21 protein-coding genes are annotated in these 20,330 nt (G+C 40.5%); 15 read left to right on the forward strand and 6 right to left on the reverse strand.

From position 1 onward, the window contains the following. Positions 1-161 precede the first annotated feature (161 nt). The 9 genes from DUT70_RS11990 to DUT70_RS21185 all read left to right on the forward strand — a co-directional run bounded on the left by DUT70_RS11990 (position 162) and on the right by DUT70_RS21185 (position 7,684). Positions 162-1,385, forward strand: a complete 1,224-nt coding sequence (locus DUT70_RS11990; protein WP_113647571.1) for an HD domain-containing protein — start codon at positions 162-164, stop codon at positions 1,383-1,385. Positions 1,386-1,487: 102 nt separating this feature from the next. Continuing rightward, complete coding sequence (lpxD, locus tag DUT70_RS11995) at positions 1,488-2,561, forward strand: UDP-3-O-(3-hydroxymyristoyl)glucosamine N-acyltransferase (RefSeq protein ID WP_113647572.1); 1,074 nt, start codon at positions 1,488-1,490, stop codon at positions 2,559-2,561. Beyond that, complete coding sequence (locus tag DUT70_RS12000) at positions 2,561-3,973, forward strand: bifunctional UDP-3-O-[3-hydroxymyristoyl] N-acetylglucosamine deacetylase/3-hydroxyacyl-ACP dehydratase (protein WP_113647573.1); 1,413 nt, start codon at positions 2,561-2,563, stop codon at positions 3,971-3,973. The genes lpxD and DUT70_RS12000 overlap by 1 nt, the downstream gene beginning before the upstream one ends. Further along, positions 3,970-4,755, forward strand: a complete 786-nt coding sequence (lpxA, locus tag DUT70_RS12005) for an acyl-ACP--UDP-N-acetylglucosamine O-acyltransferase (protein WP_113647574.1) — start codon at positions 3,970-3,972, stop codon at positions 4,753-4,755. The genes DUT70_RS12000 and lpxA overlap by 4 nt, the downstream gene beginning before the upstream one ends. 6 nt (positions 4,756-4,761) lie before the next feature. Continuing rightward, entirely contained in the window at positions 4,762-5,379 is a 618-nt protein-coding gene (locus DUT70_RS12010) for an ABC transporter ATP-binding protein (protein ID WP_113647575.1), read from the forward strand. A 154-nt stretch (positions 5,380-5,533) separates the two neighbouring features. Beyond that, on the forward strand, positions 5,534-6,094 hold the full coding sequence (gene efp, locus DUT70_RS12015) for an elongation factor P (protein WP_113647576.1): 561 nt from the start codon (positions 5,534-5,536) through the stop codon (positions 6,092-6,094). 126 nt (positions 6,095-6,220) lie between these two features. Further along, complete coding sequence (efp, locus tag DUT70_RS12020; protein ID WP_113647577.1) at positions 6,221-6,781, forward strand: elongation factor P; 561 nt, start codon at positions 6,221-6,223, stop codon at positions 6,779-6,781. Positions 6,782-6,940: 159 nt separating this feature from the next. Further along, the gene (locus tag DUT70_RS12025; protein ID WP_113647578.1) at positions 6,941-7,507 is read left to right on the forward strand and encodes a 5-formyltetrahydrofolate cyclo-ligase; all 567 of its coding nucleotides are present in this window, start codon (positions 6,941-6,943) and stop codon (positions 7,505-7,507) included. Between the two features lie 15 nt (positions 7,508-7,522). Next, positions 7,523-7,684 carry a hypothetical protein gene (locus DUT70_RS21185; protein ID WP_162926619.1) on the forward strand — a complete coding sequence of 54 codons (162 nt, stop codon included), beginning with the start codon at positions 7,523-7,525 and terminating at the stop codon, positions 7,682-7,684. Here the strand turns inward: DUT70_RS21185 and DUT70_RS12030 are convergent. The 4 genes from DUT70_RS12030 to DUT70_RS12045 form a co-directional block, all read right to left on the reverse strand. Continuing rightward, positions 7,641-8,657 (reverse strand): formimidoylglutamase, encoded by a 1,017-nt coding sequence (locus DUT70_RS12030; RefSeq protein WP_113647579.1) that lies wholly within the window; start codon positions 8,655-8,657, stop codon positions 7,641-7,643. The two genes, DUT70_RS21185 and DUT70_RS12030, sit on opposite strands and share 44 nt — an antisense overlap. Beyond that, positions 8,650-9,888, reverse strand: coding sequence for an imidazolonepropionase (hutI, locus tag DUT70_RS12035; RefSeq protein ID WP_113647580.1), 1,239 nt, complete (start codon positions 9,886-9,888; stop codon positions 8,650-8,652). The genes DUT70_RS12030 and hutI overlap by 8 nt, the downstream gene beginning before the upstream one ends. A 71-nt stretch (positions 9,889-9,959) precedes the next feature. After that, a complete protein-coding gene (locus DUT70_RS12040; protein WP_113647581.1) occupies positions 9,960-10,727 on the reverse strand; it encodes an exodeoxyribonuclease III in 768 nt (255 codons plus the stop codon). A gap of 1 nt (position 10,728) precedes the next feature. Beyond that, the gene (locus tag DUT70_RS12045; RefSeq protein ID WP_113647582.1) at positions 10,729-11,430 is read right to left on the reverse strand and encodes a peptidylprolyl isomerase; all 702 of its coding nucleotides are present in this window, start codon (positions 11,428-11,430) and stop codon (positions 10,729-10,731) included. Between the two features lie 111 nt (positions 11,431-11,541). Between DUT70_RS12045 and DUT70_RS12050 the strand changes: the two genes are divergently transcribed. The 3 genes from DUT70_RS12050 to ygiD all read left to right on the forward strand — a co-directional run bounded on the left by DUT70_RS12050 (position 11,542) and on the right by ygiD (position 13,650). Further along, positions 11,542-12,099, forward strand: a complete 558-nt coding sequence (locus DUT70_RS12050; RefSeq protein WP_113647583.1) for a helix-turn-helix domain-containing protein — start codon at positions 11,542-11,544, stop codon at positions 12,097-12,099. Between the two features lie 78 nt (positions 12,100-12,177). Further along, positions 12,178-12,750: a YceI family protein gene (locus tag DUT70_RS12055; RefSeq protein ID WP_113647584.1), complete on the forward strand. Its 573-nt coding sequence runs from the start codon at positions 12,178-12,180 to the stop codon at positions 12,748-12,750. A 75-nt stretch (positions 12,751-12,825) separates the two neighbouring features. Further along, positions 12,826-13,650, forward strand: coding sequence for a 4,5-DOPA-extradiol-dioxygenase (gene ygiD, locus DUT70_RS12060; protein WP_113647742.1), 825 nt, complete (start codon positions 12,826-12,828; stop codon positions 13,648-13,650). Here the strand turns inward: ygiD and DUT70_RS12065 are convergent, their stop codons facing one another. Together DUT70_RS12065 and DUT70_RS12070 are read right to left on the reverse strand one after the other, a co-directional pair. Continuing rightward, positions 13,651-14,118: a DUF6265 family protein gene (locus DUT70_RS12065; RefSeq protein WP_113647585.1), complete on the reverse strand. Its 468-nt coding sequence runs from the start codon at positions 14,116-14,118 to the stop codon at positions 13,651-13,653. A 19-nt stretch (positions 14,119-14,137) separates the two neighbouring features. Then, positions 14,138-15,535 carry an aldehyde dehydrogenase family protein gene (locus DUT70_RS12070; RefSeq protein ID WP_113647586.1) on the reverse strand — a complete coding sequence of 466 codons (1,398 nt, stop codon included), beginning with the start codon at positions 15,533-15,535 and terminating at the stop codon, positions 14,138-14,140. Positions 15,536-15,639: 104 nt separating this feature from the next. Here DUT70_RS12070 and DUT70_RS12075 point away from each other — a divergent pair, with 104 nt between their 5' ends. The 3 genes from DUT70_RS12075 to DUT70_RS12085 all read left to right on the forward strand — a co-directional run bounded on the left by DUT70_RS12075 (position 15,640) and on the right by DUT70_RS12085 (position 20,326). Beyond that, positions 15,640-16,839 (forward strand): FAD-dependent oxidoreductase, encoded by a 1,200-nt coding sequence (locus DUT70_RS12075; RefSeq protein WP_113647587.1) that lies wholly within the window; start codon positions 15,640-15,642, stop codon positions 16,837-16,839. 93 nt (positions 16,840-16,932) lie between these two features. Continuing rightward, positions 16,933-18,579 carry a M14 family metallopeptidase gene (locus DUT70_RS12080; protein ID WP_113647588.1) on the forward strand — a complete coding sequence of 549 codons (1,647 nt, stop codon included), beginning with the start codon at positions 16,933-16,935 and terminating at the stop codon, positions 18,577-18,579. 19 nt (positions 18,580-18,598) lie between these two features. Next, a complete protein-coding gene (locus DUT70_RS12085) occupies positions 18,599-20,326 on the forward strand; it encodes a M14 family metallopeptidase (RefSeq protein WP_113647589.1) in 1,728 nt (575 codons plus the stop codon). The last annotated feature ends 4 nt before the right edge of the window (positions 20,327-20,330 follow it).

Consider the following 20,330-nt stretch of genomic DNA (forward strand, 5'->3'; position numbering starts at 1 on the left):
TTTCCTTTTTTTGTAAATTAAGAGATTAAAAAGCGCTTGGCTTTTCTACTGTCGATAAAAATAGCAATTTTTGTACCGCAATAAATAAAGTTGGTCGTTTTTAGTTTCCAGTTGGCAACGTTCCAACATTATCGCCTTTCAACGTTCCAACAAATTAAAAAATGAACAAAAAGAAAATCATTAACGACCCCGTCTACGGTTTCATCACCATTCCCTCGGAACTAGTTTTTGACCTCATTTCGCATCCTTATTTCCAACGCCTAAGGTATATTAAGCAGTTGGCCATGACGCATATTGTTTATCCTGGAGCATTGAACACCAGGTTTCATCATGCTTTGGGTGCAATGCACCTCATGAGCTTAGCCATTGAAGTGCTTAAAAACAAAGGTCACGAAATTAGTTCTGAAGAAGAAGAGGCGGCTACGATTGCTATTTTACTGCACGATATTGGCCACGGCCCTTTTTCACATGCCTTGGAACACACCTTGGCTAGGGGAATTAAGCACGAAGACATTTCCCTGTTAATGATGAACAAGCTCAATGAAGAATTTGGCGGAAGGCTTAGCAAGGCCATTAGCATCTTTAAAGGACATTACCCTCGAAAATTTTTCTGTCAGCTCATTTCCGGTCAAGTTGATTTAGATAGGATGGATTATCTTAATCGCGATAGCTTTTATACTGGCGTAAGCGAAGGCGTTATCAGTTTCGATCGGATCATTAAAATGTTCAACATAGCTGATGATCAATTGGTGATCGAAGAAAAGGGAATTTATTCGGTAGAGAAATTTTTAATTGCCCGCAGGCTGATGTATTGGCAGGTTTACCTTCATAAAACCGTTATTGCTGGGGAGCAACTTTTGGTGAAAATATTAGAAAGAGCAAAGCAACTTACCTCCAAAGGAGAAGTTCTTTTTGCTACGCCTGCACTTCAACATTTCCTTCAAAAAGAGGTGAGTGAAACTAATTTTTTTCAAGAGGAGGTTCATTTGGCGCAATTTGCCAAACTGGATGACCAAGATATTTATGCTTCCATTAAAGTTTGGACGGATAGCAATGATGTCATCCTGTCTAGGTTGTGCCGAATGCTGAGCGCTAGAAAACTTTATAAGGTAGAAATTAGCAATGATCCTCCAGATCCTCAACGTGTAAAACAATTAAGGTCTAATATTGCTCAAAAATTGGAGATCGGTGAAGATGATCTCAAATATTTTGTATTTACGGACACCATTACCAATAGGGCCTATAATGCCGAGAGCAGTAATATTAATATTTTATTGAAAAATGGCACCTTGCTAGATATAGCAAAAGCCTCTGATTTATCTAATTTAGAATCATTAGATAAAACGGTTAAGAAGCACATACTGTGCTACGTGAGAGATATTTAGCTTTTTTTAACAAAATAATGAACCAAAAATCTCGTTATTTGGTCTTATCAAGACACAATACGGATAATTTGTTCATATCAATTTAACATTTAACTTTGTAGGATGCAATTTACTGCCAAGCAGATAGGCGAATTTTTAAATGGAACCATAGAAGGCGATGAAAACGCTCAAGTGAGTACGCTTTCTAAAATAGAAGATGGCGCTGCTGGCTCTCTTTGCTTCTTATCTAATCCCAAATACGAAAATTATCTTTATAAAACAGAAGCGTCTGTAGTCATCGTTTCCCAAGATTTTGTGGCTTTACAGCCTATAAAAAGTACCTTGGTGAAAGTGAAGGATCCTTACAGTGCTTTTTCTATTTTGTTGGATAAATACAACGAAGTGCTGAACATGAGCAAAGACGAAGTTGGAATTCACAACTCATCTTATGTTCATCCCACAGCGAAAATTGGCCAAAATGTGTATATCGGTCCATTTTGTTGTGTAGAAGAAAACGTAGAGATTGGCGATAACACCAAGATACATGCGCAAACCTACATTGGTGCGGATACCAAAGTAGGCGCAGAAGGAGTAATTTTTCCTGGGGTAAAGCTCTATAAGCATACAGTAGTAGGCAATAGGGTAATTATCCATGCTAATGCAGTGATTGGTAGCGATGGTTTTGGCTTTGCGCCTCAAGTCGATGGCTCTTATAATAAAATAGCCCAAATTGGGAATGTGGTGATCGAAGATGATGTGGAGATTGGAGCTAATACCACGATTGATAGAGCAACCATGGGATCTACCTACGTACGCAAAGGCGTTAAGTTAGATAACCTGATACAGATTGCACATAACGTAGATGTGGGATCGCACTCGGTGGTTGCGGCTCAAAGCGGAATTTCTGGCAGCACCAAGCTGGGAGAAAATTCGGTGATTGGCGGTCAAGTGGGTATTGCTGGCCACCTAACTTTGGGTAAAGGAACCCAAGTTGGCGCACAGGCAGGAATAAATTTTGATACCGAAGAAAATAAACAATGGCATGGAAGTCCGGCCCAACCCTTAAAGGAGTGGATGCGCTCAACCGTGATATTTAAGAAGTTGCCAGAAGTTGACAAAAGAGTACGAGAATTAGAAGCTAAGATAGCGAATCTTACAGCTATCATTGAGAAATTGACAACAACACAAACACAATAATGAACGTTAAGCAAAGAACTATTAAAGGCGAAATCTCGGTTAAAGGCGTTGGACTTCACACCGGAGCGAATGTAACCTTGACTTTTTGCCCGGCACCAGAAAATCACGGCTTTAAATTTCAGCGGGTGGATTTGCCCGGAGAACCAATAATCGATGCAGATTGTGACAACGTAACCGACACCGCTAGGGGAACTACCATTTCTCAAAACGGAGCAAGCGTTAGTACGGTCGAGCACGTAATGGCCTCTTTGGTGGGTATGGACCTAGATAACGTTCTGATCAAAGTTGACGGTCCAGAAACCCCAATTATGGATGGAAGTTCCATCAAATTTATTGAGGTATTGGAACAGATTGGCAGCACTTTGCAAAGCGCCGATAGAGAGTACTATACCATTCCTCATAACATTACTTATACCGAACCAGAGAGAAGCGTAGAAATTGTAGCGATGCCCTTAGACGATTACCGTTTTACGTGTATGATCGACTATAACTCTCCAGTATTGGGCAGCCAACACGCAGGAATTACCAGTATTGGCGAGTTCAAAAAAGAAATCGCTTCTTGTCGTACTTTCTGTTTTTTACACGAGTTAGAATATCAGTTACAGCATAACCTGATCAAAGGTGGCGATTTGAACAATGCAATCGTTATTGTAGACAAGGAAGTTACCCAAGACGAGTTAAGACACCTAGCTAAGATCTTCAATAGAGAAGAAATAGATGTTGCGCCACAGGGTATTTTAAATAACATGGAGCTACGCTACCAAAATGAGCCTGCCCGTCATAAACTATTGGACATGATTGGAGATTTGGCTTTGGTAGGGATGCACTTAAAAGGTCATATTATGGCCGCTAGACCAGGGCATGCTGCCAATGTAGCTTTTGCAAAAAAGATTAAAGCTGCGATCAAAAAAGACAAAGGTAAAAAGAAAACGACTGCTTATGACGTTAACGCTAAGCCTCTTTTCGATACGGTAGAAGTCATGAAGATTTTACCACACAGACAACCGTTCTTGTTTGTGGACAAGGTGATGGAACTATCGAAAACCCACGTGGTAGGTGTTAAAAACGTAACCATGAATGAGGAGTTTTTCAAAGGACATTTTCCTGGGGCTCCTGTATTTCCAGGAGTGTTACAAATTGAAGCGATGGCCCAAACGGGAGGCATATTGGTGTTGAGTACCGTGCCAGATCCAGAAAATTACCTTACCTACTTCCTTAAAATTGATAACGTTCGTTTCAGAGCGCAAGTGCTACCTGGTGATACCATCGTTTTTAGATGCGATTTGGTAGAACCTATCCGTAGAGGGATTGCCCAAATGAAAGGCGTAGGAATGGTTGGCGACAGAATAGCCGTTGAAGCAGAAATGATGGCACAAATAGTTAAAGTAAAAGACAGCGAAACCACAAAATGATACAACCCCTAGCATATATACACCCACAAGCTAAAATTGCAGATAATGTAGTTGTTGAGCCTTTTGCGGTCATACACAAAGATGTAGAAATTGGAGAAGGCACTTGGATTGGCTCTAATGTGGTGATTATGGACGGTGCCCGGATTGGCAAAAACTGCCGTATTTTCCCTGGCTCTGTGATCTCTGGTATTCCGCAGGATTTAAAATTCGCAGGCGAAATCACCACTGCTGAAATAGGCGATAACACCACCATTAGAGAGTGTGTAACCATTAACAGGGGTACTAAAGATAAATGGCGCACGGTAGTAGGGAGTAATTGCTTAATCCAAGCTTATTCGCATATCGCACACGATTGCTACATAGGAAACAACTGTATATTTTCGAATAGTACCACTCTAGCAGGACATATTACCATTGGAGATTACGTAGTTTTAGCAGGTCTGGTGGCAATACACCAATTTGTAAAAGTAGGTTCGCATGCCTTTGTAACTGGAGGTTCATTAGTACGTAAAGACGTTCCTCCCTACGTAAAAGCGGCTCGAGAGCCACTTTCTTATGTAGGAATTAACTCTGTCGGTTTACGTCGTAGAGGGTTTTCTTCGGAGCAGATCAACGAGATCCAGGAGATTTACCGTGTCCTTTTTGTGAAAAACAATAACGTAACCAAGGCATTAGATATGATTGAAGCAGAGTTTCAGCCTACTGAAATTCGTGATGAGATTGTAGATTTCATTCGTAACTCTAACCGAGGAGTGATGAGAGGCTTTGGCTCAGGAAGCTAATTCTGTATGCAAATTACCCTAGAGCATTTAGGTAGGCGATTCAATAAGGAGTGGATCTTTAAGGAGATCAGCTACACTTTTGCTCAGGGAAATCAATACGCCATATTGGGGCCAAACGGCTCTGGAAAGTCTACATTGTTAAGTGTTCTTCTCGGTAATTTAACGCCTTCAGAAGGTAAGATCAGCTATATAGAAGGCAAGGAGATTCTTCCCGAGCACATTTTCAGCTACATTAGTTTAGCTGCTCCCTATTTGGATTTGGTAGAAGAATTTACCTTACAGGAAACGATAGAATTCCATTTTAAGTTCAAAAAGTATCAGCAAGGGCTTGATGCCGATGCGGTACTTGATTTACTCGCTTTAAGTAAGGCACAAGACAAACCATTGAAATATTTTTCTTCTGGAATGAAGCAAAGAACCAAGTTGGCCTTGGCTTTTTGTGCGGATACACCTATCTTGGCACTTGATGAACCTACTTCCAATTTAGATGCTCAGGGCACCGATTGGTATTTAAGTTTGATAGAGAAGTATGCAGGGAATAGATTAGTGTTGGTAGGTTCCAACCAGGCTTATGAGTACGAATTTTGTAAGCAGCAGCTAAATATTTTAGATTATAAAAAGTAAAATTAATATGATAAAAGTGCTAAAAACTGACTTTAAAGGGGTTAAAAGCACTTGAAAAAAATATTTTAAAATCACTATTGTCTAATTAAAAAATAGTCTATACCTTTGCGGCACGAAATGAGGGCCAAAATATAGGCGCAAGTTTCAAAAGAAAATGGCAAAAGCATCTGACATTAAGAATGGAAATATTCTTCGTTTTAACGGAGATTTAGTACAGGTAGAAGAATTTATTCACCGTACACCAGGAAATTTGAGAGCTTTCTATCAAGCAAGAATGCGTAACGTAAAAACTGGTAAACTGGTTGAATATCGTTTTCGCGTTGATGAGGAGGTAGAAATTTGTCGTGTAGAAACCAACGATTATCAATATTTGTACGAAGATGGTACTTTTTTGGTGATCATGGACAACACTACCTACGAACAATATAACGTGCCTAAGTTTTTATTTGGCGACGGGATTAAGTTCTTAAAAGAAGGAATGAACGTAATTGTGGCTTTCGAAAGTGAAGAACCAATTATGGCTCAGTTACCTCAAAACGTAGAGTTGGAAATTACCTACACTGAGCCTGCAGTAAAAGGCAATACTTCAACAAATGCACAAAAATATGCGACTGTTGAAACTGGAGTTGAAATACGTGTACCCATGTTTATTAACCAAGGCGACAAAGTTAAGGTTGATACCAGAACAGGGGATTACATAGAAAGAGTAAAATAAATTTTCATAGTTTAGTTTTAGGTTTAGGTTGATTGTGGCTTCGGAGTGGTTCCCGAAGCCATCTTTTTTTACGGAAAGTTTGAAGAATTACTTTACTTTGCGATCTCAAAACAAAGAGTACTTATTATGGCAAAAGCATCAGAAATAAAAAACGGCAATATTCTTCGAGTGAATGGAGAACTGGTAACCGTTGATGAGTGGAATCACCGCACACCTGGTAAAGGGGGCGCCTTTTATACTGGAAAATTTCGCAACATTAAAACTGGCAGAATCGTTGAAGCACGTATGAATACCGATGAAGCGGTAGAGATTTGTCGCGTTGAAACAAACGATTACCAATACCTGTACGAAGATGGAGACTTTTTAGTGGTAATGGATAACGAGAGCTTTGAACAGTTTAACGTTTCAAAATCACTTTTTGGCAGTGCAATTAAGTTCCTAAAAGAAGGAATGAGCGTTTTGGTTTCTATGGAAAGCGAAGAGCCGATTATGGCGCAATTACCAAACTTTGCTGAGTTTGAAATTACTTATTCAGAGCCTGCGGTAAAAGGAGATACTTCGACAAATGCCTTAAAAGCAGCAACGCTTGAAAATGGGGTAGAAGTTAAAGTTCCTTTATTTGTAAATCAAGGAGATAAAATTAAAATAGATACGCGTACTGGTGAGTATGTAGAACGTGTAAAATAAGTCGGGAATTTTGGATGGGTTGATCTATGGACTCATATTATCCACTTTTTTGACAAAGCATTGATGGCCTTGGATATTTCCAAGGCCATTTTTTATAACTTCGTATTCGTCTGCTTTTAGTAGGCGTAAATAAAAACTGTTTATTTCGATCATTTAATTATGCTTAAATCTGCCATTAGAAAAGAAATCTTGCAGCAAAGAAGGGAGTTGTCGGAAGACGAGTTCCTGATCTTGAACCAACTGCTTTTGGCGCAATTTAAAACCATCGATTTTTCTGGGATTAATAGCATCCACGTTTTTTTGCCTATTGTGGAGAAGCGGGAACCTGATACTTTTCTTTTGATTGACTGGTTGCAGCAAAATCATTCTAAAATGAGCATTGTAGTCTCTAGGTCAAACTTTAGCGACCATTCGATGAGTCACCATCCTTATCAAAAAGAAGACTTAAAAGCAAATCATTATCATATTCCAGAGCCACAGACTACAGAGATTTTCGAAGGCAGGATAGATATGGTATTGGTTCCCTTACTGGCCTTTGATCAACACGGTTATCGTGTGGGTTATGGTAAAGGATTTTACGATCGATTCCTATCAGAAATTAATACTAGAAAAGTGGGCATTTCGCTTTTTGATATCTTGCCTGAAGATATTTCGGATGTGCATAAAGACGATATAAAATTAGATTTGTGCATCACTCCGAAACAAATTTATAGTTTTGTAAACTAGTCAATAATGATAATTATGGAAAAGGATCTTAGAATAACGACTGAAAAGCAATACGAAGAAACGATGATTGCTATTTTTGAAATGCAGGAGCAAGAAGAGCCTTTGACCAAATCGCAGTTAGCGGAAATGGAAATTATGATGAAGGCTGCTCAACGTTACGAGGACGAAGAGCTTTAATAAAATCACTGATCAAGTAGGCGATGGTTTTGCCTATGGTTTCTTCCCTTCTGCCATCTATTAATTGCATCGCGCCTTCGCAGAGATGTAAGTAGCAAAATTCCTTTTGGGCGGTTAATATCAGTTGACGTACTTCGTTTAGGGAAAAACCTGTAGGCGTAGCGGCACTAGAAAGAATACCAGTGATGCTATCTAGATCAATCTCTAAGCCCAAAGGCAATTTTACGTCTTTTAAGAGTATTTGTAGGACCGAAGGGAGATCTTCTCCATTCGAGAGTAAATTGTCGAAATATGTAGCTTTAATACGCTTGTTTGCAGCAATAAAATTTAGTTGCGCTTCGCTTATATAATTTTCATGCAGGCCGAAGATTCGATACTGCTCTAAAAAGCCTGCCATAATAGCTGTACTGAATCCATTTCCGCTATGTCTGCCTTCGCTGGGGTCGCGTAAATCAGTATGTGCATCAATATTGAGTACATCGATGGCTTCTCCCTTTGCTAAAGAAGCTCCTTTGATGATGGGATAGCAATTGTTGTGTCCACCACCAATCACAATGGGGATTTTTCCAGATAGCACAATGGTTTGAATAATAGGAAAAACCAAATCATCAATTTCCTTTACAGCATTTCTTAGTTCGGTAACATCAGTAGAAGGGTTTTCTGAAATTTCAAATTCGCCTAACACCAAAATATCTTCACCTTTTAGAAAAGGATTCTGTTGCAGATTTAAAAATGCTTTCAAAGTAGGTTTCCATGCAGTATCTGCGCCACCAGTTCCATAATTAGCCCTTACGCCAATATCCTCTGGAATACCTAAAAGCACAAATTTAGCAGAAGACTGTTTCAAAGAATCTATCGAGATGGTCTCCTGTTGATCGTAGTATGCTACTCTTTCGCCAAGCTTGATTTCTCCCTTGCGGATATTCACCAGATTTAGCATATCGCTTTGCGAAAAGATTTTGAAACTAGCCATGGTAAATTTCCCCGTTTAAAATTACCGTTTCTATTTGGCTTTGACCAAAACTATAAGGCAAATATGCCAATGAAGTCATCGGTCGGGTAATCATTAGATTTGCCCTTTTGCCAATGGCGATACTGCCCACCTGTTCGCTTAATTCCATTGCCGCAGCGCCATTAATGGTAGCGGCGTTGATGGCTTGTTGAGGAGTCATTTTTAGCTTGATACAGCCTAAAGAAACCACAAAATTCATATTACCGGAAGGTGTTGATCCTGGGTTGTAGTCGCTTGCTAATGCGACAATGGCGTTGTGTTCAATCAATCCCTTGGCGTTGGCAAAAGGAATATTGATATAAAATGAACAAGAGGGCAAAAGCGTGGCAATGGTGTTACTTTCACTCAATGATGTCAGTACCTCTTCGTCGGTTTCTTCCAAATGGTCAACAGATACAGCCTGATGTTGTATGCCCAATTGTACTGCGCCAGAAACGGAAAGTTGATTGGCGTGGATTTTAGGCTTAAGTCCATATTTTGCTGCGGCTTCTAAAATGAGCGCAGTTTCTTCTAATGAGAAGAAGCCTTTTTCGCAAAAAGCGTCGATATAATCGGCTAGTTTTTCTTGAGCTACCAGTGGTATCAATTCATTGATGATTAAATTGATATAGCCCTGATGGTCTTCTTTAAACTCGGCAGGATAGGCGTGTGCCGCCAACAAACTTGCTTTGATGGGAATAGGGAAGGCTGCCTTTAAGCGCTGAATTACTCGAAGCATTTTCAGCTCGCTTTCTACCGTTAGCCCGTAACCGCTTTTAATTTCTAAAGCTCCAGTGCCCTGTTTAATCATATCCTTTAACCGAATGCTGGCACTCTCAAAAAGCTCATCCTCGGTGGCGTTTTGCAACTTATTGGCCGAATTTAGAATACCGCCTCCTGCTGCGGCAATTTCCTCGTAGGTTTTACCAGCAATTTTTAGCGCAAACTCTTCTTCGCGGGGTGCGGCAAATACAATATGCGTATGACTATCGCACCAAGAAGGAAACACAAAACGGCCTTTGGCATCTAACGTTTCAAGTTTGGCGCTTGACGAAGGAAGGCTTCCCATGGGACCAAAATCCTTAATCAAACCGTTCTCTAACAACAGCCAAGCATTTTCTAAAACAGGAAGCTGATTTAATTCGCTGCCACGAAGAAAATACGTTTCCTTAGGGTGTACGCCAACAAGGGCTTTGATATTGGTGATCAGCATATTTGGTTAATTGTTTGAATTGTAAAATTGGTTAATTATTAAACAGTTTCAACGATTAACCAGTTAAATTTCTACACTAATTCAAGTAAAATAGGGCAATGGTCACTATGCAGTGCATCAGGTAAAATACGGACACTTTTCAAGCGGTTTTCCAATACTTTGGTGGTTAAATGATAATCAATACGCCAACCTAAGTTCTTGCCTCTGGCACCCGCGCGGTAGCTCCACCAAGTGTAATGGTGTGGATCTTGGTTAAAATGACGGAAAGAATCGATAAAACCATTATTGATGAAAAGCTCCATCCATTCCCTTTCTTCGGGCAAGAAACCAGAGGAATTGGCGTTGGATTTCGGGTTGTGAATGTCTATCGCCCTGTGGCAAATATTGTAGTCTCCAGAAATAATCAAGTTTGGATGCGTCTTCCGAAGCTCATCGATATAGCTGTTGAAGAAAGACATGAACTCATATTTTTTGGCTTGTCTTTCGTCGCCACTTGAACCCGAAGGCATGTATAAGCTCATCAATGAAAAGCCATCAAAATCGGCTCTTAAAACCCTGCCCTCAGCATCAATCCACTGTTCGCCGCAACCATATTCTACATGATTGGGTTTCACTTTAGTAAGGATAGCTACACCGCTATATCCTTTTTTCTCGGCTGGAAACCAGTAATGATGATAACCTAACTGCTCAATAAGCGCCAAAATATCAGGAATTTGCTCCTTAAGTGCTTTTACTTCTTGTAGGCAAACCATATCTGCATCGGTAGCTTGCAACCAAGTAAAAAGACCTTTGGTGGCCGCGGCACGAATGCCATTAACGTTGTATGATATTATTTTCATCTTATTTCTTAGTCTCTGCTTTTTTTAATTCTTTCTCCAATTTTTTTGCTTCTCTCTTTTTAAGAACGGTAATGGTCATTTTCACATCCTCTTTAGGCCGATTAGCTTCTCCAGTTTCTACGCCTGCAATGGCATCGATCATTTCTATGCCTTTAACCACTTCGCCATAAGCGGTGTAATTTCTATCTAAATGTGGCGTACCCCCTAATGTTTTATAAATCTCCCTTTGGTAAGCTGGAATTTGATGTTTTAATCGGTTCTTTTCAACGGTGTTCAGTTGTTCGTCGGTAAAAACTTTTCCCTGCACTAAATAAAACTGGCTACCGCTAGATGCTTTTTCGGGATTGTTATCTCTGGCCGCGGCCAAAACACCTTTTTTGTGAAAGATGCTGTCTCGAAATTCTGCTGGAATTTTGTATTCGGGACCGCCATTGCCAAGACTGGCTTTGGGAGTGGCATTTTTCGAATCGGGGTCGCCGCCTTGAATCATAAAATCTTTAATCACTCGGTGAAAAATAGTGCCATTGTAGTAGCCTTCTTTAGCGAGCTTCAAAAAGTTATCGCGATGTAATGGGGTTTCATTATAAAGCCTTACAATACACTCGCCTTTGCTAGTGCTAATTTTAACATATTGATATTTAGGTTTTGCGGCAAATGTGGTGTGACAAAGCAACACTAAACAAAACAAAAGTAGTTTTTTCATCAGAAATTGGTTTGGCGCTAAGTTATTTAAAAAGCAAATCATTGTCTAAGTAAAGTTGAATTATTCTTCCCAATTTTAGGCTATAGAATTTATTATCTACTTTAGTAATTAATGAAGCTTTACATCAAAAATATGGTATGCAACCGCTGTAATATGGCGGTGAGTGATGTTTTCGAAAAGCTGAGCCTTCAAACAAAAACCATCGCCTTGGGAGAGGTGGAATTGGATGAAAAGGAGCTCAGTAACGAACAATATCAACGCGTAAAGCTGGCTTTGGAAACCCTCGGATTTGAATTAATAGAGGATAAACGAAAGATGTTGGTTACGCAAATCAAAGGGGCGGTAGTAGACTTGGTACATTACACCAAAGAATCACTAAAAGTAAACCTTTCTGATTTTCTGGCCAGCAAACTCAATACAGATTACGCTAGTTTGAGCAGTGTTTTTTCTGCCGAGGAAAAGAATACCATTGAGCATTATTACATCCAGCAAAAAATAGAAAGGGTTAAGGAGCTTTTGAGTTATGGCGAACTGACCTTGAGCGAAATTGCCTTTCAGTTAAATTACAGCAGCGTAGCACATTTATCGGCGCAGTTTAAAAAAGAAACAGGGATCACGCCGTCGGAGTTTAAGCAAGATTTGAAGCGAAAAACACTGGATCAGATCTAACTTACTTTCTTATCATACATCAACTTTTTCTGTAACTTGCTGTTGTAGCTTTGTGTTCATTAATAAAAGACAATAGCCATGAAGCGATTATTCTTATTTTTATTAGCAACGAGCTTAAGCGTAGCGACGTTTGCCCAAACCAAGTGGAAAGTTGACCCAATGCACTCCTTTGTGAATTTCTCGGTTAAACATTCTGGAATTTCATTTGTAGACGGTTCTTTCAAAAAATTTGATGGTGAGTTTACCTCGTCAAAAGAAGATTTGACGGATGCAAAAATTAATTTCTCTGCCGATGTTGCCAGCATTAACACTAGCGTAGATATGCGTGACAATCACTTGAAATCAGACGATTTCTTTAACGCAGAAAAATTCCCTAAAATGACTTTCGTAAGCACTTCCTTTAAAAAAACAAAAGGAAATGGTTATGCGCTTACTGGTAAATTGACCATCCGTGATGTGACTAAAGAGGTGACTTTCTCAGTAGTCTACGGAGGTACGGCAAAAGACCAACAAGGAAATACCAAAGCTGGATTTTCAGCAAGCACTACGATTAACAGGTTAGATTACAATATTAAGTACGACCCAACTGGTTCGGGTATTGCAAAAGATGTAAATATCGTGTTGAATTTGCAGTTTGTAAAAGCGAAATAGCTTTTGAAAAAACGCCACAGATACACAGATGTCTTTATATAAAAAACCTGTGTATCTGTGGCTAAAACACAAAAAATGAACACACTCCAGCAATTCAAAACATTTACCTCTAACCTGTCGCAAAGCGATTTAATGCCAGTGCTTTTTATGGGCCACGGCTCGCCAATGAATGGCATTGAGGTAAACGAGTTTAGTAATGGATGGGCAACTATGGCCAAATCTATTCCGCAGCCCGCAGCGGTTTTGGTGGTTTCGGCACATTGGTTTACATTGGGCACCAAAATTACCGCAATGGATTTTCCACCAACTATTCATGATTTTGGAGGGTTCCCGCAGGCTTTATTTGATGTACAATATCCAGCACCAGGCAATCCTGAACTGGCAAAAGAAACCGCTGGATTGATTGCCTCAACTTCTGTGGCTTTGGACCATGATTGGGGCTTAGACCATGGTGCTTGGACGGTAATTAGGCACATGTATCCCAACGCCGATATTCCTGTGTTACAACTGAGCATTGATTTTAGCAAGGGCGCACAATATCATTATGATTTAGCAAAGGAATTATCTGCTTTGCGAGGAAAAGGCGTTTTGATTTTGGGCAGCGGCAACATGGTACATAACCTGCGCATGTTAAGTTGGGAAATGATGAATGGTGGCGGGTACGATTGGGCTTTGGAAGCCAGCGAAAAATTCAAATCGGCAATTCTCAATCATGACCATCAGGCACTTATTAAATTTGAGCAAATGGGCAGTGATGTACGTTTGGCAGTGCCCACGCCAGAGCACTATTTGCCTTTAATGTACACTTTGGGCTTACAGCAACCAGGTGAGCAGGCATTTTTGTTTAACGACAAAGCGGTAGGAGGTTCGCTTACCATGACTTCGGTAAAGGTGGCTTAGTTACTCCGCTCTTTTGTAAGGAAATTCCATTTTTCTGTGCTTCCCGCCTATATCTCCTTCAATCCAAGCGAGTAGTTCTGTTTTTCCTTTACTTTGATAAACAATTTGCTGCGGAAAGTCGTGCTGTTTGTTCTCAAAAGTGAAGGTGTTGTTTTGATTGCTTATCAATTTGAAATGGGTAGTGCCCTCGTTATTTTTCTCGTAGCCCGTTACGCAAAAAGTCCACTCGCCTTTGATTTTTTTAAGCACAATCGTTTCCGTTAAAACACTGTCTCCTGTCTCTTTAAACCGATGCGATTGACCCGTAAGGCTATCTTTGTGCAATTGCCAGCGCTCCACAATTTTTCCATTTTTTGTTTTCATTTCCCATTTTCCAATCATAAAAACAAAAGACTTTAAGGATGCTTTTTGCGCAGATGCCGAAATGGCCGCCGTAAAAAGAATGAAGAGGAAGAATAGTTTTTTCATGATCTGTTTGGTTTGAAGCTTACATGATCTTTCTCAATAGTTTGAGCACCCACTGTTTGGTGTTATAAGGGGGATAAACAAGATTATTAAAATCAAGCGATCGTTGGGTAACCACAGTGCGTTCGTGAGAAAAGGTTTTAAATCCAAAAAAACCGTGACTGCTTCCCGCTCCACTATGATTTACACCGCCGAAAGGCAATTTCGGATTGGCAATATGCACCAAAACATCGTTGATGCAGGTACCACCAGCACTAGTTGATTTAATGATTTTTTTAATGTTCCTATCACTTTTGCTAAAAATATATAAAGCCAAAGGTTTTGCCTTTTGGTTCACATAGTCAATGGCTTCCGTTAAGTCATTATAGGGAATGATGGGCAAAATAGGGCCAAAGATTTCTTCTTCCATAATTCTTGCATCTTTTGGAAGCTGCGTTAATACCACAGGATCAATGCGAGATGTTTTTTCGTCTGATTTACCGCCCCAATTAATTCTCGCTCCTCTTTCTACTGCATCACTAATCAAATGCTCCAATCTATCAAAATGCTTTTTGCTGATGATTTTACCGTAAACTTTGGTATCGATTTCTTCTTTTGCTTTGAAATACATTTCGCTGGCAAACTGCTTGTACAAACCTATAAATTCATCAACTAAATCCTTTTGGATTAAAATGTAATCGGGAGCAATACAGGTTTGCCCAGCATTGACCAATTTCCCCCAGGCAATTTTTTGTGCCGCCTTTGATAAATTCACCTCTTTATCAATAATCGTTGGAGATTTCCCTCCCAGCTCAAGCGTTACCGAAGTGAGGTTTTTGGCGGCCGCTGTCATTACAACCTTTCCAATTTCGGTGCTTCCAGTAAAAAAGATATGGTCAAAAGGGAGCTCCAGAAGTTGTTTAGAAATCTCGGCGTTGCCCTCAATGCAGGCAATGTGTTCTTCATCAAAAGTATTGAGGATGATTTTGCTGATGACTTTACTGGTGGCTGGACTAAGCTCCGAAGGTTTCACCATGATACAGTTTCCCGCAGCAAGGGCAGAAATCAGTGGGGACATGACCAATTGAAAAGGATAATTCCAAGGAGCGATAATCAAACAAACACCTTTGGGTTCGTAGTAGATACGATTTTTTGCAAAGGGGTTGCTCAATGTTTTGCCTATCCGCTTGGGAACCATCCAACTGCCGAGGTTTTTAATGGCAAAATCAATCTCCCCGTAAATGAAAAAAACCTCGGTAACAGCAGCTTCAAATTGGTTCTTTCCAAGATCTTTGTACAGTGCCAAAAAAATATCATCTTCATTTTCTTCGATGGCCACTTTGAGCTTTCGTAGCTGCTCAATTCGCGCTACGGCGTTAGTTTGCCTTAGCGCAAAATGATGCGCCTGCTGATTTTTGAAAACGCAGCCAATTCTGTTCATAGCCTCACAAAGTGGAAGATTAATTGTTAAATATAGTTAAACGCCAATAAAACTTCTTATAATTATAAGCAAATTAGCATCGTCATACCACATTGCATAACACAATGAAAAAGTATCTGTTTATATTTTCTACTTTCTTCCTTTTTGTTCAAGTAAAAGCGCAAACCGTAAAACCAGACGTTTTTGTGGTTGGAAATGGCAATGCGGCGGTGGCTGCTGCCATACAGGCGGCTCAATCCAATGTGAAAACGGTACTGTTGTTGCAGGCAGGAGGCTTTGATATTGAACCGATCGGAAAAGACTTGCATTCAGGTGTACAGGCTACTTTTTTAAATAAGGTGAAGAAGTTTAAACAGTTGAACGATAGTGTTGGTGAAGTAACGTTTGATAAGCAAACCGCCAATCAGGTGCTGGTGCAATGGACGGATAGCATCAAAAACCTGACAGTCATCAAAAATGTGCAGTGGGTAAAAGCAGATCGATCAGGTAAGGGCTGGGTTTTTAAACTGTCGGACGGTAAAACCATTAGACCCGAAGTTTTCGTCAATGCGGCCGATCAAAAACTAAATGCGGCGTTAAAAATTGATGCCTCTGCGGTAGGAACTTGGGAAAAGTTCAGCTATCAAAATCCCATCTACAAAACCAACATTGCAGTGGGAAAACAAATTGCTGGCAGCACCAACACCATCTTTTCACTATATCAGCTACTGATGCCTACGCAGGAAAATTTGGTTTATGTGAGCGATCCTTCTAGCATGTTGATGGGGCAAGCAGCTGGGGCTGTGGCAGCCTTTGCTGGTTTTTTTAATCAAAGAACTTCCGAATCAAATCTTAAAAAAATACAAGGTGAACTCATTGCCTATAATAGCAACCTGATGCCTTTTGTAGATATTGGCATCAAAGACGCTAATTGGAAAGCGATACAAATGGTGGGTATTTCTGGTGTGATCAAAGCCGAAGAGACTAACGGGAAGTTGTTGTTCAACGGCGAAAAACTAATACGCACAGCAGACATCAAAGAAGTAGTAAAAGACCATTATTACAAAGCTCAAATTTGGTTCGATGATTACAAAAATGAGGTGATTACCATAGGCGCAGCCTTGGATATGATTTGCTATGTAGGGAATAAAGCGCCAGAAAGTACGCTTAAGGAAGTAGAGAAAAAATGGAAAACTACTTATGCTTTTACTTCAAAATTTGAGGCAGAACGACAAATTTCAAGAAGAGAACTTGCTGTATTGTTACAAGATTATATGCCTCCGTTTAACGTAACGGTAGATAAAACAGGAAAAATCATTAGGTAGCTTTTGCCATCTGTAACAATTGTAACATCTTGTTTTGGTGTGTGCTAGCCCAGCACTTTTTTGCATAACTTGCATGCATAACTACAAACCAAGATGAAGAAAAAGCTTTACCTAACCTACCTCCTTTTTGGGTCTGTTACGCTTAGTCTTTTTGCGCAATCGCCGCAAAATTATAGCAACAGCGCCAGCTTGGCACAGCGCATCAAAACGTTGACCAGCAAATACCCTAACTTAATTAAATCAAAAACACTCACCCAAACGCTTGGTGGAAAAGACATTTGGATGCTGACTTTGGGCGGCCAAAATGCCGATCAAAAACCTGCTATTGCAGTGGTGGGTGGTGTGGATGGAAAACATCTTCTAGGCGTGGAGATGGCCATCGGCTTTGCCGAAAAACTATTGGCAAGTTCAAACGTCGATAGCGTTAAAAACCTATTGAACAAGCAAACCTTTTATGTTTTTCCAAACATGAGCCCCGATGCTACTGAGCAATATTTTGCGAAATTGAAATACGAGCGCAGCGGCAATGCGACCAAAACCGATGATGACCGCGACGGAAAGCTGAACGAAGATGGTTTCGATGATTTAGATGGCAATGGCAAAATTACTTGGATGCGTGTGAAGGATGCCACAGGAAAATACAAGCTGAACCCAGACGATCCCCGTTCACTTGTTTTGGCTGATGCAAGCAAAGGCGAAAATGGGGCCTATATCCTTTTGCAAGAAGGAATAGATAACGATAAAGACGGGCAGTTCAATGAAGATGGAGAGGGAGGCGTGAGTTTTAACAAAAACGCTAGCTTTAACTACAAAAACTTTGTCCCAGGAGCGGGAGAGTATGCCGTTTCTGAAAAGGAGAACAGGGCATTGTTCGATTTTCTTTTCGATGCCTTTAACGTATATGCGGTAGTTGCCTTCGGACCGACGAATAATCTTTCATCGCCTGTGGTATTTAATCCTGCAGGTTTGAGCAAAAGAATCATTACTAGTTGGTTTGAGGCCGATGCAAAATCTAATGCTTTGGTTTCTGAACGATACAATAAAATCACCAAAACCAAAGAAGCACCCAAAACGCAAGCAGAGCCTGGCGATTTTTCGCAGTGGGCTTATTTTCACTATGGTCGCTTAAGCTTTAGCACACCAGGCTGGTGGGTGCCGAAAGTTGCTCCAGATTCGGCGAAGAAAGAAAAGAAATTTACCAATGATGATCCTGTGGCAGCCTATTTACGTTGGGCTGCTAAAGAAGGAATCTCCGATACTTACACTCCGTGGAAAGCTGTTTCACATCCAGATTTTGGTGGACAAACAGTAGAAGTGGGCGGTGTAGATCCTTTTGTGCTTAACAACCCGCCCTATAAGTTGGTAGATAACATTGTGGCCAAACATACCGACTTTTTGGTGTCGCTTGCCGCCATGGCCCCACAAATTGAATTTGTGAACCTTAAAACAGAAAAACTTACAGACGGTCTTACTCGCGTGACGGTACAATTGCTGAATACTGGCGATTTATCTACCTACACCAAAATAGGCGACCGTAGTTACTTCCTTAAAAAAATTGCCGTAAAAGTAAACGGCAAAAACGGACAAGAAGTGGTGAGTGGACGTAAGAACCAAACTATCGAAAGTTTGCAGGGCAAAGAGTTTAAAGAATTGACTTGGCTCATCAAAGGCAATGGCAAAGTGACCATTCACGCAGGCTGCCCAACTACAGGAAGTAAATCAATAGAGGTTACACTTTAATCAAACAGAACAAATGAGGATGAAGAAATACATGCTAATGGCTGCGGTGATTTTGTGTGCCGTAACCTTAAAAGCTCAAAAACCAGAAAATATATTAGCGGCAGTAGGTACACCGCCAAACCCAAAAGTGCCCATCAGTTGGAACAGGTATCACGATTATGCGGCCATTACAGAAATCTGTAAAAAGTTAGCAGCTGCCCACCCCAACCTGATCAAGCTAGAAACCATTGGTAAGTCGTATCAAGGCAAAGACCTTTGGATCATGAGCATTAGCGATCATAAAGTGGGTAACGCCGATCAGAAACCAGCCATGTACATTGATGGAAATATCCACTCTAACGAAATACAGGGAAGTGAATTTGCCCTTTATACTGCATGGTATTTGGTAGAAATGTATGCCGCCAACAACCAAACGGTACAATCGTTATTGGCTGATAAAACCTTTTACATCGTGCCTACCATTAATCCCGATGCAAGAGATAGTTTTATCCACAAAGCCAATACAGCACATTCACCACGTACAGGTTTAATTCCAATTGACAATGATAGGGATGGTGTAGATAACGAAGATGGTTTCGACGATTTGGATGGCGATGGACACATTACCATGATGCGCCGTAAAAATCCAAACGGTCGTTATAAAGTAGATCCTAGCGATTCACGACGAATGATTGTTGTGGGTTACGATGAAAAAGGAGAATATGAAATTTTAGGTTCCGAAGGCATTGACAACGATGGTGATGGTTTGGTGAATGAAGATGGCGAAGGTGCTTATGATCCTAACCGCGATTGGGGCTGGAACTGGCAACCCAACTACATCCAAGGTGGCGCATATAAATACCCCTTCTCTATTCCAGAGAACCGTGCGGTGGTAGATTTCGTGATGAAACATCCTAACATTGCCGCGGCACAATCTTATCACAACAATGGCGGGATGATCTTACGTGGTCCTGGAGCGGCAGAAGATGTAGACACTTACAATGCACAAGACGTGCGTGTATATGATGCACTTGGCAAAAAAGGTGAGGAGTTGTTGCCTGGCTACCGTTACCTGGTAGTTTATAAAGATCTTTATTCTGTATTTGGTGGCGAGTTGGATTGGTTTTACGGAGGCCGAGGAATTTACACTTTCTCCAATGAACTTTGGACAGGTTACGCGATGTATAACAAAGCTGGCGCAGACAATACTCAAGACCAACTTTACACTTTTGATAAGGATTTGTTGATGAAAGATGCTTTTGTAGACTGGAAGCCTTATAAGCATCCTCAATACGGAGATATCGAGATAGGAGGATTTAAGAAAACCTATACTCGTTTGCATCCTGGCTTTTTGTTGGAAAGCGATGCGCACCGAAACATGGCTTTTAGTGTTTTTCATGCCTATAATACGCCAAAATTAAGCATCGATGAAATTGAAGTGAAAGAGATTGGATCGGGATTAAAACAAGTTACCGCGGTAGTGAGCAATTTGAGGATGATTCCAACCCACTCTAGCCAGGACATTAAAAACAATATCGAAATTCCAGATATCGTTTCGTTAACAGGCGGAACCGTGGTTGCGGGAATGGTGGTGAACAATCGTGATTTAGGAATTACCACCGAGCAGAAGCTAGACCCAACCAATATCAGGGTAGAAAATATTCCAGGCAACTCCTACGTAACCGTAAGATGGTTGGTAAAAGGCGGAACTAAATTCACGGTTAACGTAAACAGTAAAAAAGGTGGTTTGGCAAGCAAATCAAACTAGAAAC

The sequence above is a fragment of the Pedobacter chitinilyticus genome, from assembly GCF_003313385.1.
GTDB lineage: Bacteria > Bacteroidota > Bacteroidia > Sphingobacteriales > Sphingobacteriaceae > Pedobacter > Pedobacter chitinilyticus.